At 69.9% G+C, this 14,172-nt stretch carries 17 protein-coding genes and 1 riboswitch; of the genes, 10 read left to right on the forward strand and 7 right to left on the reverse strand.

Annotation, left to right across the window (positions count from 1 at the left end; translation table 11 throughout):
- The first annotated feature begins 33 nt into the window (after positions 1-33).
- The 6 genes from ACSSVZ_RS16335 to gcvPB all read left to right on the forward strand — a co-directional run bounded on the left by ACSSVZ_RS16335 (position 34) and on the right by gcvPB (position 6,131).
- The gene (locus ACSSVZ_RS16335) at positions 34-537 is read left to right on the forward strand and encodes a GNAT family N-acetyltransferase (protein ID WP_453971717.1); all 504 of its coding nucleotides are present in this window, start codon (positions 34-36) and stop codon (positions 535-537) included.
- 99 nt (positions 538-636) lie between these two features.
- Positions 637-1,218 carry a hypothetical protein gene (locus tag ACSSVZ_RS16340; protein WP_453971719.1) on the forward strand — a complete coding sequence of 194 codons (582 nt, stop codon included), beginning with the start codon at positions 637-639 and terminating at the stop codon, positions 1,216-1,218.
- 124 nt (positions 1,219-1,342) lie between these two features.
- A riboswitch (glycine riboswitch) is annotated at positions 1,343-1,430 on the forward strand.
- Between the two features lie 164 nt (positions 1,431-1,594).
- Positions 1,595-2,734, forward strand: a complete 1,140-nt coding sequence (gcvT, locus tag ACSSVZ_RS16345; protein WP_453971721.1) for a glycine cleavage system aminomethyltransferase GcvT — start codon at positions 1,595-1,597, stop codon at positions 2,732-2,734.
- Between the two features lie 52 nt (positions 2,735-2,786).
- Positions 2,787-3,158 (forward strand): glycine cleavage system protein GcvH, encoded by a 372-nt coding sequence (gene gcvH / locus ACSSVZ_RS16350; RefSeq protein ID WP_453971723.1) that lies wholly within the window; start codon positions 2,787-2,789, stop codon positions 3,156-3,158.
- 46 nt (positions 3,159-3,204) lie between these two features.
- Positions 3,205-4,545, forward strand: a complete 1,341-nt coding sequence (gene gcvPA / locus ACSSVZ_RS16355; protein ID WP_453971725.1) for an aminomethyl-transferring glycine dehydrogenase subunit GcvPA — start codon at positions 3,205-3,207, stop codon at positions 4,543-4,545.
- A gap of 2 nt (positions 4,546-4,547) precedes the next feature.
- On the forward strand, positions 4,548-6,131 hold the full coding sequence (gene gcvPB, locus ACSSVZ_RS16360; protein ID WP_453971727.1) for an aminomethyl-transferring glycine dehydrogenase subunit GcvPB: 1,584 nt from the start codon (positions 4,548-4,550) through the stop codon (positions 6,129-6,131).
- A gap of 98 nt (positions 6,132-6,229) precedes the next feature.
- On the opposite strand, the gene ruvB is transcribed toward gcvPB, so the two are convergent.
- Genes ruvB through ruvC form a run of 3 tightly spaced genes read right to left on the reverse strand, consistent with a single transcriptional unit; the run spans position 6,230 to position 8,437 of the window.
- On the reverse strand, positions 6,230-7,267 hold the full coding sequence (gene ruvB / locus ACSSVZ_RS16365) for a Holliday junction branch migration DNA helicase RuvB (RefSeq protein ID WP_453971729.1): 1,038 nt from the start codon (positions 7,265-7,267) through the stop codon (positions 6,230-6,232).
- A gap of 31 nt (positions 7,268-7,298) precedes the next feature.
- Positions 7,299-7,919 (reverse strand): Holliday junction branch migration protein RuvA, encoded by a 621-nt coding sequence (gene ruvA / locus ACSSVZ_RS16370; protein ID WP_453971731.1) that lies wholly within the window; start codon positions 7,917-7,919, stop codon positions 7,299-7,301.
- Complete coding sequence (gene ruvC / locus ACSSVZ_RS16375; protein ID WP_453971732.1) at positions 7,916-8,437, reverse strand: crossover junction endodeoxyribonuclease RuvC; 522 nt, start codon at positions 8,435-8,437, stop codon at positions 7,916-7,918. Before ruvC ends, ruvA begins: the two co-directional genes overlap by 4 nt.
- Before the next feature lie 360 nt (positions 8,438-8,797).
- Between ruvC and ACSSVZ_RS16380 the strand changes: the two genes are divergently transcribed.
- Positions 8,798-9,547, forward strand: coding sequence for a YebC/PmpR family DNA-binding transcriptional regulator (locus ACSSVZ_RS16380; protein ID WP_453971733.1), 750 nt, complete (start codon positions 8,798-8,800; stop codon positions 9,545-9,547).
- Positions 9,548-9,550: 3 nt separating this feature from the next.
- Here the strand turns inward: ACSSVZ_RS16380 and ACSSVZ_RS16385 are convergent, their stop codons facing one another.
- Positions 9,551-10,039, reverse strand: coding sequence for an Lrp/AsnC family transcriptional regulator (locus tag ACSSVZ_RS16385; protein ID WP_453971734.1), 489 nt, complete (start codon positions 10,037-10,039; stop codon positions 9,551-9,553).
- A 133-nt stretch (positions 10,040-10,172) separates the two neighbouring features.
- Between ACSSVZ_RS16385 and ACSSVZ_RS16390 the strand changes: the two genes are divergently transcribed.
- Both ACSSVZ_RS16390 and ACSSVZ_RS16395 read left to right on the forward strand, forming a co-directional pair.
- Complete coding sequence (locus tag ACSSVZ_RS16390) at positions 10,173-11,153, forward strand: DMT family transporter (RefSeq protein WP_453971735.1); 981 nt, start codon at positions 10,173-10,175, stop codon at positions 11,151-11,153.
- A 253-nt stretch (positions 11,154-11,406) separates the two neighbouring features.
- A complete protein-coding gene (locus ACSSVZ_RS16395; RefSeq protein WP_453971736.1) occupies positions 11,407-11,769 on the forward strand; it encodes a hypothetical protein in 363 nt (120 codons plus the stop codon).
- 69 nt (positions 11,770-11,838) lie between these two features.
- Here ACSSVZ_RS16395 and ACSSVZ_RS16400 read toward each other — a convergent pair whose 3' ends face one another.
- On the reverse strand, positions 11,839-12,381 hold the full coding sequence (locus tag ACSSVZ_RS16400) for a VOC family protein (protein WP_453971912.1): 543 nt from the start codon (positions 12,379-12,381) through the stop codon (positions 11,839-11,841).
- Between the two features lie 268 nt (positions 12,382-12,649).
- Positions 12,650-13,192 (reverse strand): MOSC domain-containing protein, encoded by a 543-nt coding sequence (locus tag ACSSVZ_RS16405; protein ID WP_453971737.1) that lies wholly within the window; start codon positions 13,190-13,192, stop codon positions 12,650-12,652.
- A gap of 90 nt (positions 13,193-13,282) precedes the next feature.
- On the opposite strand from ACSSVZ_RS16405, the gene ACSSVZ_RS16410 reads away from it, so the two are divergent.
- Positions 13,283-13,774: a hypothetical protein gene (locus ACSSVZ_RS16410; RefSeq protein WP_453971738.1), complete on the forward strand. Its 492-nt coding sequence runs from the start codon at positions 13,283-13,285 to the stop codon at positions 13,772-13,774.
- Here ACSSVZ_RS16410 and ACSSVZ_RS16415 read toward each other — a convergent pair.
- Positions 13,761-13,997: an Lrp/AsnC ligand binding domain-containing protein gene (locus tag ACSSVZ_RS16415; protein WP_453971739.1), complete on the reverse strand. Its 237-nt coding sequence runs from the start codon at positions 13,995-13,997 to the stop codon at positions 13,761-13,763. The genes ACSSVZ_RS16410 and ACSSVZ_RS16415 overlap by 14 nt on opposite strands.
- Between the last annotated feature and the right edge of the window lie 175 nt (positions 13,998-14,172).

Here is a 14,172-nt window from a genome sequence, read left to right on the forward strand (position 1 = left end):
GACGCGCCGAGACGGAAGGGGAGATCCGGGCCGATGAAGCCGCCGCACCGGGACGCCGCCGAGGAGGGAACATCGCCCGGAAGCCCGTCCGGGCCGCGGCTCAGGCCGGCCGAAGCGCGCGATCACCGGGCCGTTGCGGCGATCGTCGACGCCGCCTACGACCGCTACGTCGCAGGGATGGGGAAAAAGCCGGGCCCGATGCTCGACGACTACGCCGACCTCATCTCCAGGGGGCGGGTGACGGTCCTCGACAGCGCCGAGGGCGTCTGCGGCCTGGTCGTGCTGATCCCCGAGGACGAGGCCATACTGCTCGACAACGTCGCCGTCGCACCCTCCGTCCATGGGCGGGGATTCGGCCGGATGCTGATCGAATTTGCCGAAGATGCCGCGCGGCGCGCCGGATACACCACAATTCGTCTCTACACCCATGAAATCATGGTGGAGAACGCCAGGCTCTACGCCCGGCTGGGTTACGTCGAGACGGGGCGCCGGGTCGAGGCGGGGTATCGCCGGATCTACATGGAAAAATCGCTGTGACGGCGGCGAACGGGGCCGAATCGCGTGGCGAGCGCGCCCCCCTTCGCGTCCTGCGCGGCACAGTGATATAGAAGCCTCGTTTCGTTGGGAGCCTTTGTCATGCGTCTTCTTCGCCGGTTCGGCCGCCTCGCCATCCTGTCGTCCCCCGTGCTTGCCGTCCTGAGCCTCGGTGCGTGCTCGACGATCGATGCGATCACGCCCTCCGCCCAGAGCGGGATGGGCAAGTTTCTCCGCGGCACGACGGCGGAACCGACCACGATCGACCTGGAACAGTTCCGCAAGACGGTGTCCTGTCCGCCGGTCGAGATCCTTCCCGACACCCACACGCTGCGCGTCACCACCGGCGGCAGCGAATACGAGGCGGGTGTCGTGCGCTACCAGGCGACGCTGACCCAGACGGCGCGCGAGTGCGCGCCCGGGTCGGATGGCAAGCAGGCCCGCGTCGGGCTCGCAGGCCGCGCGCTTTCCGGACCGAAGGGAGCCGCCGGCACCATCAAGCTGCCGCTGCGGGTGGTGGTGCGCGAGGGCGACACGGTCACCTACTCGAAGCTGCACGTGGTGACCGTCGATCTGACTTCCGCGGAGCCGTCCAAGGACTGGGCGTTCGTCGATTCCGACATCGTCATCAAGGACCCGGAAATCGCCAAGATCCTGGTGGGGTTCGACGAGAAGGGCCGGTGAAACGCACAGGCTCCTGCGCGCCGCGATTTGACATCGCGGGGCCCACGGCCATAATCGCCTCCGTTCACCGGGCAGGTAGTCGCCGTCCGGTGGTCGCGAATCGGCCTTCGGTTCGCGGCTGAACTCAGACGTTGCGGGAGAGGCCGATTGAATTCGGCGCCGAAGGAGCAACCGCCCCGGAAACTCTCAGGCAAATGGACCGCAACGTCCTTGCGACTCTCTGGAAAGCAGCCGGTCGGGCCTGATCCGATCTGCTCACCGAAGGGGTAACCGGCACGGTCGCCGGGAATTCTCTCAGGTCATGTGACAGAGGGGGCACACAGTTGGCTCAGTGCGAGCCGGCAGCGTGTGTGTCCCTTTGTCGACGTGAGAGAGCATGACCGAATCCACCGACACGACACTTCTCGAAACGCCGCTGGCGGACCGCCATCGCGCGCTCGGCGCGCGCATGGTCCCATTCGCCGGCTATGCCATGCCCGTCCAGTACGAGGGCATCATGGCGGAGCACCAGTGGACCCGCGCCCACGCCGGGCTGTTCGACGTCTCGCACATGGGCCAGGTGGTCCTGAGCGTGCCGGGCGGCAGCCACGAGGCGGTGGCGGAGGTCCTGGAGGCGCTGCTGCCGGCCGACGTGCTCGGCCTCGCCCCCGGCCGGATGCGCTACAACTTCCTGGTCAACGACGACGGCGGCATCCTCGACGACCTGATGATCACCCGCCCGGCCGATCCCGCCGAGGCCGGCTCGCTGATGATCGTCCTCAACGCCGCCTGCAAGGACGCCGATCTCGCGCACCTGCGCTCGAAGCTGCCGGCCGAGGCGACGCTCGCAACCCTCGACGACCGCGCGCTGCTGGCGCTGCAGGGCCCCGACGCCGAGGCGGTGATGGCGGCCCACGCGCCGGAGGCGGTGGATCTGGCCTTCATGCAGGCGGTGACCACCACCTTCGACGGCATCGACTGCCACATCAGCCGCTCCGGCTACACCGGCGAGGACGGCTACGAGATCTCCGTGGCCGCGGACCAGGCGGGGGCCGTCTGGGACGCGCTGCTTTCCGACGAACGGGTGAAACCCATCGGCCTCGGCGCCCGGGATTCGCTGCGGCTGGAGGCCGGCCTCTGCCTCTACGGCCACGATCTGGACGCGACCACCAGCCCGGTGGAGGCCGGCCTCCTCTGGGCGATCGGCAAGCGCCGCCGCGCCGACGGCGGCTTTCCGGGTGCGGCGCGCATCCAGCGCGAGATCGCCGACGGTCCGGCCCGCCGCCGCGTCGGCATCCGGCCGGAAGGCCGCGCCCCGGCGCGCGAGGGCGCCCCCATCCTGTCCGAAGACGGCGCAACGATCGGCGTGGTGACCTCCGGCGGCTACGGCCCCACCGTCGAGGCGCCGGTCGCCATGGGCTACGTCGCGCCGGGCTTTCAGGCCCCCGGCACGAAGATCTTTCTCGAGGTTCGCGGCAGGCGGCTCGCCGCCGAGGTCGTGAAACTGCCGTTCGTTCCCAACCGCTTCAAACGATAACCCGGAAGCCCGCCTCCCCACGCTTCCCCTTCCAGACGAGAGACCCATCCCCATGACCAAGCGCTACACCGAAGACCACGAATGGCTCGACATCGACGGCGACGTCGCCACCGTCGGCATCACCAGCTACGCCCAGTCGCAGCTCGGCGACGTGGTGTTCGTCGAACTCCCCGAGACCGGCGTGCAGATCGCCAAGGGCAAGGAAGCCGCCGTCGTGGAGTCCGTGAAGGCGGCCTCGGAGGTCTATGCGCCGATCTCCGGCGAGGTGGTCGAGGTGAACACCGCGCTGCCCGACGCGCCGGACACCGTGAACAGCGACCCGGAGGGGGCGGGCTGGTTCATGAAGATCCGCTTCGCCGACCAGGCCGAGGTGGCGAGCCTGATGGACGAGACCGCCTACAAGGCCTTCCTCGAGACCCTCTGAGCGTTCCGCCCGACCGATCCACCCCATCGAAGCGGAGGCGACGCCGATGCGCTATCTCCCCCTGACCGACACCGATCGCGCCGACATGCTGGCGGCGATCGGCGTCGACACCATCGACGAGCTGTTCGTCGACATTCCCGCCGACAAGCGGGTCGACACGACGCTGGACCTGCCGCCGCACCGCTCGGAGCTGGGCGTCGAGCAGGCGCTGAAGCGGCTCGCCGCAAAGAACGTCTCGGCCGACAGCGTGCCGTTCTTCGTCGGCGCCGGCGCCTACCGGCACCACGTGCCGGCGACCGTCGACCATCTCATCCAGCGGTCGGAATTCCTGACCTCGTACACGCCCTACCAGCCCGAGGTCAGCCAGGGCACGCTGCAGGTGCTGTTCGAGTTCCAGACCCAGGTGGCCGAGCTGACCGGCATGGAGGTGGCCAACGCCTCCATGTACGACGGCTCCACCGCCACCGCCGAAGCCGTGCTGATGGCCAACCGGGTCACCAAGCGGCGCAAGGCGGTGCTGGCCGGCGGGCTGCATCCGCACTACCGCGACGTGGTGCGCACCGTCGTCGACATGGCCGACGACGCGCTGGTCTGCCTCGACGCCGACCCGACGGGCACCGAGGACGTGATCGCGGCGATCGACGAGGAGACCGCCTGCGTCGTCGTGCAGACGCCGTCCTTCTACGGGCATCTCATCGACCTCGCGCCGATCGCCGAGGCGGCCCACGCCAAGGGCGCGCTGCTGGTCGCGGTGTTCACCGAGGTGGTGGCGCTCGCGGCGATCGAGCCGCCGGGCCGGCAGGGCGCCGACATCGTGGTGGGCGAGGGGCAGTCGATCGGCAACCCGCTCACCTTCGGCGGACCCTATGTGGGCCTGTTCGCCACCCGCCAGAAGTTCCTGCGGCAGATGCCCGGCCGGCTGTGCGGCGAAACCATCGACGCCGACGGCCAGCGCGGCTTCGTGCTGACGCTGTCGACCCGCGAGCAGCACATCCGCCGCGACAAGGCGACGTCGAACATCTGCACCAACTCGGGCCTCTGCGCGCTGGCGTTCTCCATCCACGCCACCCTGCTCGGCGGGGCGGGGCTGACGAAGCTCGCCGCCCTCAACCACGCCCAGGCGGTGAAGCTGGTGGAGCGCCTCGACACCGTGCGCGGCGTCGAGGTGCTCAACGACACCTTCTTCAACGAGTTCACCATCCGCGTCGATCGCAACGCCGAGGGGGTCGTCGACGACCTCGCCGGGCGCGGCGTGCTGGCCGGCGTGCCGGTGTCCCGGCTCTTGCCGGGGGCGGAGCTCGACGACCTGATCGTGCTCGCCGTCACCGAGTGCGTCTCCGACGACGACATCGAGGCGCTCGCCGCCGCCCTCACGGAGGTCCTGTAGCCATGATGAACCAGACCGGACGTCCCACCCGCGCCGAGGAGGCCGTGTCGGCCCCGAGCGTCCACACCTTCACCGGCAACGCCGCCCTCGACATCGAGGAGCCGCTGATCTTCGAGACCGGGCGGCTGGAGGCCACCGGCGTCGATCTGCCCGAGCCGGCCCAGGTGAAGTCCCGCCTCGGCGCCCACGCCCGCAAGACCGCGGTGCAGCTGCCCGGGCTGACCGAGCCGGAGACGCTGCGCCACTACGTGCGCCTGTCGCGGCAGAACTACGCGATCGATCTCGGCCTCTATCCGCTCGGCTCGTGCACGATGAAGCACAACCCGCGCCTCAACGAGAAGATGGCGCGGCTGCCGGGCTTTGCCGACATCCATCCGCTGCAGCCGACGGCCACCGTGCCGGGGGCGCTGGAGCTGATGGCGGAGCTCTCGCACTGGCTCATGGAGCTGACCGGCATGGCGGCGGTCGCCCTGTCGCCGAAGGCCGGCGCCCACGGCGAGCTGTGCGGCATGATGGCCATCAAGGCGGCGCTCAAGGCGCGCGGCGAGACCCGCACCAAGGTGCTGGTGCCCGACTCCGCCCACGGCACCAATCCGGCGACCGCAGCACTTCTCGGCTACTCGGTGGTCGGCATCCCGGCGCGGGCCGACGGCACGGTCGACGTTGCGGCCGTCAAGGCGCGCCTCGACGAGGACGTCGCGGCGATCATGCTGACCAACCCCAACACCTGCGGGCTGTTCGAGCGCGACATTGTCGAGATCGCCGAGGCGGTACACGCTGTGGGGGCCTACTTCTACGGCGACGGCGCCAACTTCAACGCGATCATGGGCAAGGTCCGGCCCGGCGATCTCGGCATCGACGCCATGCACATCAACCTGCACAAGACCTTCTCCACGCCGCACGGCGGCGGCGGGCCGGGGGCGGGGCCGGTGGTGCTGTCGGACAAGCTCGCGCCGTTCGCGCCGCTGCCCTACCTGCGGCGCGAGGACGGCCGGGTCGCGCTGGTCGAGCATCCCTCGGAGACCGAGGCCGAGGCGCACCCGTTCGGCCGGATGACCGCCTTCCACGGCCAGATGGGCATGTACGTGCGCGCACTCGCCTACATGATGTCGCACGGCGAGGACGGGCTGCGGCAGGCGGCCGAGGATGCGGTGCTGGCGGCGAACTACGTCAAGGCGCGGCTCGCCGACGTGATGACGGTCGCCTATCCCGAGCGGCCGTCGATGCACGAGGTGCTGTTCAAGGACGACTTCCTGGAGGGCACCGGCGTCTCCACCCTCGACTTCGCCAAGGCGATGATCGACGAGGGCTTCCACCCGATGACCATGTACTTCCCGCTGGTGGTGCACGGCGCGATGCTGGTGGAGCCGACGGAATCGGAAAGCCGGGCGAGCCTCGACCTGTTCATCGCCACCCTGCGCGATCTTGCGCAGTCGGCGGCGCGGGGCGACACGGATCGCTTCAAGCAGGCGCCCCAATACGCGCCGCGCCGGCGCCTCGACGAGACCCGGGCGGCGCGCAGCCCGAGCCTGCGCTGGACCCCGCCCGAACCCCGCGCCATCGAGCCGGCGGAAGCCGCGGAGTAGGGGCTTCAGCCACCGCTGAACGGGCCCAGACGAAAAGCCCCGCGTTCGATCCGAGCGCGGGGCTTTTTCATTAGGCGCAGGACTGGAGCGAAAAGGCTCTACTCCTCCAGCGTCCTGAACAGGCCGGTCTGGGCGGGTGGCTCGCGGGTGGGGGCGGCCAGGCCGAGGTGGCGGTAGGCGGCGGGCGTCATCATCCGGCCGCGCGGGGTGCGCTGCACGAAGCCCTGCTGGATCAGGTAGGGCTCGACGATGTCCTCGATGGCGTCGCGCGGCTCCGACAGGGCGGCGGCGATGGTCTCGATGCCGACCGGCCCGCCGGAAAAGCTCTCCGAAATCACCCGCATGTAGCGCCGGTCCAGCGCGTCGAGGCCGGCGCTGTCCACGTCGAGGCGCGTCAGCGACTGGTCGGCGAGCGTGCGGTCGATGGCGTCGATGCCGGCGACGCTGGCGAAGTCGCGCACCCGGCGCAAGAGCCGGCCGGCGATGCGCGGGGTGCCGCGGGCGCGCCGGGCGATCTCCACCGCGCCGTCGGGCGTGATCGCCATGCCCATCAGCCCGGCGCCGCGGGTGACGATCGAGGTGAGTTCCTCCACCGTGTAGAACTCCAGCCGCAGCGGGATGCCGAAGCGGTCGCGCAGCGGCGTCGTCAAGAGGCCCAGCCGGGTGGTGGCGCCGACGAGGGTGAACTTCGACAGGTCGATGCGCACCGAGCGGGCGGCCGGGCCTTCGCCGATGATCAGGTCGAGCTGGAAGTCCTCCATCGCCGGATAGAGGATTTCTTCGATCGCCGGCGACAGGCGGTGGATCTCGTCGATGAACAGCACGTCGCGGTCGCCGAGATTGGTGAGCAGGGCGGCGAGGTCGCCGGCCTTGGCGATCACCGGGCCCGAGGTGGCGCGGAAGTTCACCGACAGCTCGCGCGCGACGATCTGGGCGAGCGTCGTCTTGCCGAGGCCGGGCGGGCCGACCAGCAGCACGTGGTCGAGCGCCTCGCCGCGCGCGGCGGCGGCCTGGACGAAGATCTGCAGGTTGGCGCGCGCCGCCGCCTGGCCGACGAAGTCCGCCAGCCGCTGCGGCCGCAGCGGCGCCTCGATGTCGTCCTCGCGCTCCTCCGGCGTGATCAGTCGTTCGCTCATCGGTTCCGACTTCCGTGGCCGTTCGCCCGCGTCACCGGGTCGACAGCAGCTTCAGGCCCGCGCGGATCAGCGGGGCGGTCTCGGCCGCGTCGCCGGCCTCCTCGCGGGCCTTCGCGACCGCCTTGCGCACGTCGCTCTCCGCATAGCCGAGATTGACCAGCGCCGAAACCGCATCGGCGACGATCGGGTCGGACGGCCGGCGCGCCAGCGGGGTCGCGACGAACGTGTGGTCGGCGCCTGCCGCCATGACGCTGCCGACCTTGTCCTTGAGCTCGGAGATCAGCCGCTCGGCGACGCGCTTGCCGACGCCGGGGGCGCGCATGATCGAGGTGGTGTCCTCGATGGCGATGGCCTCGGTGAGCTCGTCGCCCGACAGCACGCTGAGGACGGCCAGCGCCACCTTGGCGCCGACGCCCTGGACGGTCTGCAGCAGCCGGAACCACTGCTTCTCGGTCTCGCTGGAAAAGCCGTAGAGCCGGATCATGTCCTCGCGCACCACCGTCTCGATGGTGAGCGTGATCGCCTCGCCGGTGGCCGGCAGGTTGGCGAGCACGCGGGCCGGGCAGTGGACCTCGTAGCCGACGCCGTGCACGTCGATGATCGCCGCATCGTCGCCGATCGCCTCGACGCGGCCTTTCAGCCGGCCGATCATTGCGCGGCCTCGGCGTAGCGGGCGGCCAGCGCGCGGGCGCCGCGGTGCTGGGCGTGGCAGAGCGCGATCGCCAGCGCGTCGGCCGCATCGTCGCTGTCGAACTCGGCCTTGGGCAGCAGCACCTTCACCATCATGCGGATCTGCTTCTTGTCGCCGTGCCCGACGCCGATGATCGTCTTCTTGACCAGGTTCGGCGCGTATTCGGCGACCGGGATGCCCACCTGCGCCGGCGCCAGCAGCGCGATGCCGCGGGCCTGGCCGAGCTTCAGGGTCGCGGCGGCGTCGCGGTTGACGAAGGTCAGCTCGACCGCTGCCTCGTGCGGGGAAATGGTGCGGATGATGCCCTCCAGCCCGGCATGCAGCATGGTCAGGCGTTCCGCCAGGCTCAGCTTGGCGTCCGAGGTCACCGTGCCGGCGCCCAGGAACGACACGGCGTTGCCGCGACAGGCGATCGCCCCCCATCCGGTGCGCCGGAGGCCGGGGTCGATGCCGAGGATGCGAATCGTGTGCTCTTGCATGGAACATGTGTAGAACGGATGGGCCGGCGCGCCTAGGGGCCAGGCCGGATGCGCGGCCTTTTTCGCCGGGTGCGAAGATCGAGCCAAGCCCTTGATCGGGTGGGGAGTTCGGGCGGCCGGGCTGGCGTTTACCACGCCGGGAGATCGCCGTGCGAGAGACCGGGTGCGCCCGGGAGCGCGCACGGGCTGCGCAAGTCCGCGCGTTGGGATAGACTGTTCCGTCTGCCCGCAGGTTTGCTCCGCCGGATACGTGCGGGTGCCGCTGCAGCCGCCCGCGCCCGTTGCGGGCCGGGCCCAAGTTCCGTATTGCAAACCGTCCGAACGCAAGGGCGGACCAGTCGAAAAAAGAACGGTTGGACGATGGCCGGACATTCACAGTTCAAGAACATCATGTACCGCAAGGGCGCCCAGGACGCGAAGCGTTCCAAGGTGTTCTCCAAGCTCGCGCGCGAAATCACGGTGGCCGCCAAGGCCGGCGCGCCGGATCCCGACGCGAACGCGGCGCTGCGCCTGGCGATCCAGAACGCGCGCGCGGAAAACATGCCGAAGGACAACATCGAGCGCGCCATCAAGAAGGCGGCCGGTGGCGACAGCGAGAACTACGAGGCGGTGCGCTACGAGGGCTACGGGCCCGGCGGCGTGGCGATCATGGTCGAGGCGCTGACCGACAACCGCAACCGCACCGCCAGCAACGTGCGCGCGGCGTTCTCCAAGCACGGCGGGGCGCTGGGCGAAACCGGGTCGGTGGCCTTCACCTTCGACCATGTCGGCGAGATCACCTATCCGGCCGAGGCGGGCGACGCCGACAGCGTCATGGAAGCCGCCATCGAGGCGGGTGCCGAGGACGTCCAGTCGGACGAGGGCGGCCACGTCATCATCTGCGCCTTCGAGGATCTCGGCGAGGTGTCCGCGGCGCTGCAGACCGCGCTCGGCGCCGCCGCGTCGGTGAAGCCGGTGTGGCGGCCGCAGACCATGTCGCCGGTCGACGAGGACAAGGCCGAGACGCTGATGAAGCTGATCTCGGTGCTCGAGGACGACGACGACGTGCAGTCGGTGTTCTCCAACTTCGAGGTCTCCGACGAGGTCCTGCAGAAGCTCACCGCGGCCTGAGGCTCAGCCTCGGGGCGCCGGGCCCGACAGCGGCAGCGGCCCGTTGGTCTTCGCGGTGCGGATGGCGAAGTTGGAGCGCACGTCCTCGATCATCGGCTGGGTGAGCAGCCGTTCGGTCAGAAGCGCCTCGTAGGCGGCGAGGTCCGGCACGACGATCTCGGCCAGAAAGTCGGCCTGCCCGGAGACCATGTGGCAGGCCACCACCTCCTTCATCCCGGTCAGCACGGCCTCGAGGCCGGCGGCGTTTTCGCGGCTGTGGCGGGCGACCTTGATCTCGACGAACACCGTCAGGCCGAAGCCCGCCTTCTGCCGGTCGAGGACCGCCCGGTAGCCGGCGATCAGCCCCGACCGTTCCAGCCGCCGCACCCGGCGCAGGCAGGGCGAGGCCGACAGGCCGACCGTCTCGGCCAGCGCCGCGTTGGTCGTGCGCGCGTCGTCCTGAAGCACCAGGAGAATGCGCAGGTCGATCGCATCGAGAGCATTTTCGGCCATGACGTGCCTTTGAGGGCTGCAAAAACGGCAGATCGTTGCGTGATGGTCGCAATCCGCGCCGTCCTTCGCAAGGACATGCGCCGCAACGACCGGCGATACTTCGACGCCGGGAACGACGGAACGAGTGGTCGAGATGCGTGCGCTGCCTGACGATACCGCCGGTCCGCCCAGGGGGCGCACCGAGGGCTCCCCGCGCGACACGGCCATCGGCGTGGCCGCCGCGCTGGTGGTGGTGACGGTGTGGGCCACGTGGATCGTCGGCACGCGGTTCGCGGCAACCGCCGACATCCCGCTCTCCTGGCTGGCGCTGTTCCGCTTCGGCATCCCGGCACTGGTCCTGGCGCCCGTGTGGCTGCGCTCCGGTCCGCTGCCATTGGGCGTTCCTCGGAAGTTGATCTTCCTGATCGTGGCCTGCGCGGGCGCGCCGTTCTTCGCGCTGGTGGCGTTCGGGCTGAGCATCGCGCCGGCCGCGGAGGCCGGGGTGCTTCTGCCCGGCACGATGGGGCTGTGGGCGGCGCTGCTCGCCAAGCTCGTCTTCAAGGAACGCTTCGGCCCCGACCGGACGGTCGGACTGGCGCTGTCGGTGGCGGGCGTCGTGCTCATCGCCATGCCGACGCTGGCCGGCGGCCATCTCATGGAAGGGGCGGGCCGGCTGCTGTTGCCGTTCGGGGCGTTCCTGTGGGCCACCTACACGCTCGCCTACCGCGAGACCGGGCTGCCGCCGATGGTCGGTGCCGGCGTCATCTGCTTCTGGTCGACGCTGATGGTGATTCCGTTCGTGGTGGCGACCGGCGTCGAGCCGCTGCTCAGCCAGCCGACCGGGCAGGTGCTGGTGCAGGTGGTCATCCAGGGCCTGCTGTCCGGGCTGGTGTCGCTGATCGGCTACGGGATTGCGGTATCCCGCCTCGGCGCCTCGCGGGCGGCGGCGTTTTCGTCGCTGGCGCCGGCAATGGCCGCGCTGTTGGCGATCCCGGCGCTCGGCGAGATCCCGCCGGCGATCGTCGTTGCCGGCGTCGCGGTGACCGTCGCCGGCGTCGCACTGTCGAGCGGCGCGCTCAGGAGCGTGATCGCGCGCGGCAGGGCGCGCGGCCGGACCCCGCCGGACCCGGCCTGATCGCGATCGCCCGGGCCGCGGCCTCGTCTCCGGCGCCGCGCCGGCAGCACACCGGCCCCGCGCGGCACATCGTCCGGCCGGGCAGCGCGGATCCGCGCATGGCGGCCCGGTGACGGGATCGTAGGAGTTTTCGTCTATCTGCGTTGAGTTCAGGTGCCGGCGGATGGCCGGCGCACCGGCCGGTGTGTATCCGCGGCCGGTCCCTTGGGTCGTTTCTCATGACCCGGTGTCCAGCGTAGCGTACAGGGGCCCCATGTCCGACGATTTCGACTACGATCGCCTAGCCATCCTGCGATGGTCCGATCCGGACGAAGATGCGGTTTTCCACCACCGGAAGACCTTCGAAGGCAGCCTCCGGCTGGCCGTGGTGCAGTTCGCGCTGCTGTCGAAGGCGGAGCAGGCCGACGCGACGATCGCGTTCGCTCCCGAGCCCGGCGACTGGTCGGAGACGGTGCTCGAGGCCCGCGACATCCGCCGCCTGTCGAAGGGGCGGGTGGCGGCGTCCGCCCGGGGGCTGTTCGCAGCCGTCGAGCGGCGGCGCCGGGCGGCGCTGGATCGCTACTCGGTTCACGCGGAGCACCGGCCAGGCCGTCTGCGCATTCGCTCGACGGGATAAGCCGGCCGCCGGCGTGACGGAGCCGCCTTCGCGGCTCCGGTGGCGCGCTTCCTTCGACGTGGGCCGGGATCAGGCCTTTTCCAGTTCCTTGGCGTGCAGCCAGTCGGCGTGGCGCGGCGCCTTCTTGGTGCGCGACCACTCTTCCAGCATGTCCCACTTCACCGCGTCGAGGCGCTTGAGCATGTCCTCTTCCTCGGGATCCGGACAGGCCAGCTCGACGCGGTGGCCGTTCGGGTCGAAGAAGTAGATGGAGTGGAAGATCGAGTGGTCGGTGACGCCGAGCACGTCGATGCCGGTCGCCTCCAGATGCTTCTTGAATGCCACCAGCGTGTCGCGGTCCTTCACCTTGAAGGCGATGTGCTGGACCCATTTCGGCGTGTTCGGGTCGCTGCCCATCTCCGGCTTCGTCGGCAGCTCGAAGAAGGCCAGCACGTTGCCGTGCCCCGCATCCAGGAAGAGATGCATGTACGGGTCCGGCTCGTGGGTCGACGGAACGTGGTCCTCCGCGATCGCCAGCACGAAGTCCATGTTGAGCATCTTCGTATAGAACTCGACCGTCTCCTTGGCGTCTTTGCAGCGGTAGGCGACGTGGTGGATCTGGTCGATCTTCAGGGTCGGTGCGGTCATGGCGCGGCCTCCATTGGTTGCGTTTGTAACTAATTTGATACGCAGCTGCGGCCAGCGCAAGCAAAATCATTTCATTTGAAATGATTTTGACGAGAGGTGTGCGGAGGCCGTCCGGCGCGCCCGTGCCGCAGCGCCGGACGGCCGCGAAGGCGTGCGCCGGCCCGGCCCGCGGCGCGCGCGCCAGGCCACGGGCAAGCCATTGATTCTGCGATGTTTCCGGCAGGTCCCCGCGGCGGCCCGATCGGAACCGGCGTTACAGGACGGGGAGGGGCGCGTGGGTGCCCGCCGGCAGCTCGACCCGGATGGCGTCACCCGCCCGCACCGTTCCGCCCGCCCGCACGACGCTCATCACGCCGGCCTTGCGGACGAGCTTGCCGTCGGCGTCGCGGTCGAGGACTGCCTGGACCAGGCCGGCGTGCAGGTCGTTGATGTACTTGCACGGGCTGCGCAGGCCGGTGAGTTCGATGGCCGCCTCGGCGCCCAGGTGAAGCACCGTGCCGAGCGGCAGCGCCAGGAGGTCGATGCCGGCCGTCGTCACGTTCTCGCCCATGGCGCCGGGCGCCACGTCGAAGCCCTTGCCGGCCAGCTCGGCGAACAGCTCCGACTGGATGAGATGGACCTGGCGGTTGTTCGGCCGGTTCGGCTCGCGCGCCGCATCGTAGCGGTGCTGCACGGTTGCCCCCGCGTGCGCGTCGCCCTCAACGCCGAGCCCTTCGACGATGCGGATCTCGCCGACCGTCGGCTTGGAGAAGGTGTGGCCGGCGGACTTGTGCACGGCGAGGACGGTGGCGGGCATGGCCATCCCTTCGGCTTGGCGTCGGATTGCGCGACACTACCACGCCGGCCGATTCCCGGGAGCCGGTCCGATCGACACAGGAGAGGCCCGGTGTACGTCCTGCGCACGCCGAACTGCCGCAAGCGGGACCTGGAGAAGCGCTGGGCGCTGCCGGACCGGGTGTTCTTCGCCTGCGGCGCCTGTCATATCCTCGCGTATGCGTTCCTGGAGCGCCACGGCACCCCGGAGATGAAGGCGCTGTGGATCAAGCCGGCGGCGGGTCACACGGGCAACCACATCTTCGTCGCGGACAGCGCCACCGTCTTCGACTTCCACGGCTATTCCGACCGCGCGCGCTTCCTCGATCATTACTGGCGACGGGCGCGATTCCATCATCCCGGCTGGGACGCCACGCTGGTGGCGCTTCCGCCCGAGATCCTCGTGGCGGGCCCGGCGTCGCGGGCGATCGACGGGCTGTGGCTGCGGGGGCCGGACGCGTATTTCCGGAACGCGCTGCCGCGGGCGCGGGCCTTCCTCGACAGGTTTCCCGCCCCGGCCGCCTGCCGCGCCGACCCGTCCAGGGCCAGGCCTAGAACGCCTTGAAGGTGATGATCGTGCGGGTGTCGCGGATGTGGTCGATGGAGTGGAGCTGCTCGTTCATGAACTTGCCGACGTCCTGGCCCTCCTCCAGATAGAATTTCACCAGAAGGTCGTAGTCGCCGGCGGTGGAGTAGATCTCCGAGGCGATCTCGGCGTCGGCGATGTCGTTGGCGACCTCGTAGGCCTTGCCGAGTTCGCATTTGATCATCACGAAGAAGGGTTTCATAAACGGGCTCCAGGCGGGGCGAAACGAGCAGGATGGGGAACCGCGTGTGCCGGCCTTGCGCCCGCATCCCGCTCTGGATGACGTGTAGGGATCACGGTCGGGCATCCGGGTCGCATCGATCCGGAATGCCGTGCGATCGGGCGGCGAATTGAAGCCGATCGCGGCAGCGAGGGCA

Source organism: Amorphus sp. MBR-141 (genome assembly GCF_053628695.1).

Bases quoted from the DNA above. Each gene is read 5' to 3' on its own strand.
- ACSSVZ_RS16335 (WP_453971717.1), top strand. From the start codon at position 34: ATGAAGCCGCCGCACCGGGACGCCGCCGAGGAGGGAACATCGCCCGGA.
- ACSSVZ_RS16340 (WP_453971719.1), top strand. From the start codon at position 637: ATGCGTCTTCTTCGCCGGTTCGGCCGCCTCGCCATCCTGTCGTCCCCC.
- gcvT (WP_453971721.1), top strand. From the start codon at position 1,595: ATGACCGAATCCACCGACACGACACTTCTCGAAACGCCGCTGGCGGAC.
- gcvH (WP_453971723.1), top strand. From the start codon at position 2,787: ATGACCAAGCGCTACACCGAAGACCACGAATGGCTCGACATCGACGGC.
- gcvPA (WP_453971725.1), top strand. From the start codon at position 3,205: ATGCGCTATCTCCCCCTGACCGACACCGATCGCGCCGACATGCTGGCG.
- gcvPB (WP_453971727.1), top strand. From the start codon at position 4,548: ATGATGAACCAGACCGGACGTCCCACCCGCGCCGAGGAGGCCGTGTCG.
- ruvB (WP_453971729.1), bottom strand. From the start codon at position 7,267: ATGAGCGAACGACTGATCACGCCGGAGGAGCGCGAGGACGACATCGAG.
- ruvA (WP_453971731.1), bottom strand. From the start codon at position 7,919: ATGATCGGCCGGCTGAAAGGCCGCGTCGAGGCGATCGGCGACGATGCG.
- ruvC (WP_453971732.1), bottom strand. From the start codon at position 8,437: ATGCAAGAGCACACGATTCGCATCCTCGGCATCGACCCCGGCCTCCGG.
- ACSSVZ_RS16380 (WP_453971733.1), top strand. From the start codon at position 8,798: ATGGCCGGACATTCACAGTTCAAGAACATCATGTACCGCAAGGGCGCC.
- ACSSVZ_RS16385 (WP_453971734.1), bottom strand. From the start codon at position 10,039: ATGGCCGAAAATGCTCTCGATGCGATCGACCTGCGCATTCTCCTGGTG.
- ACSSVZ_RS16390 (WP_453971735.1), top strand. From the start codon at position 10,173: ATGCGTGCGCTGCCTGACGATACCGCCGGTCCGCCCAGGGGGCGCACC.
- ACSSVZ_RS16395 (WP_453971736.1), top strand. From the start codon at position 11,407: ATGTCCGACGATTTCGACTACGATCGCCTAGCCATCCTGCGATGGTCC.
- ACSSVZ_RS16405 (WP_453971737.1), bottom strand. From the start codon at position 13,192: ATGCCCGCCACCGTCCTCGCCGTGCACAAGTCCGCCGGCCACACCTTC.
- ACSSVZ_RS16415 (WP_453971739.1), bottom strand. From the start codon at position 13,997: ATGAAACCCTTCTTCGTGATGATCAAATGCGAACTCGGCAAGGCCTAC.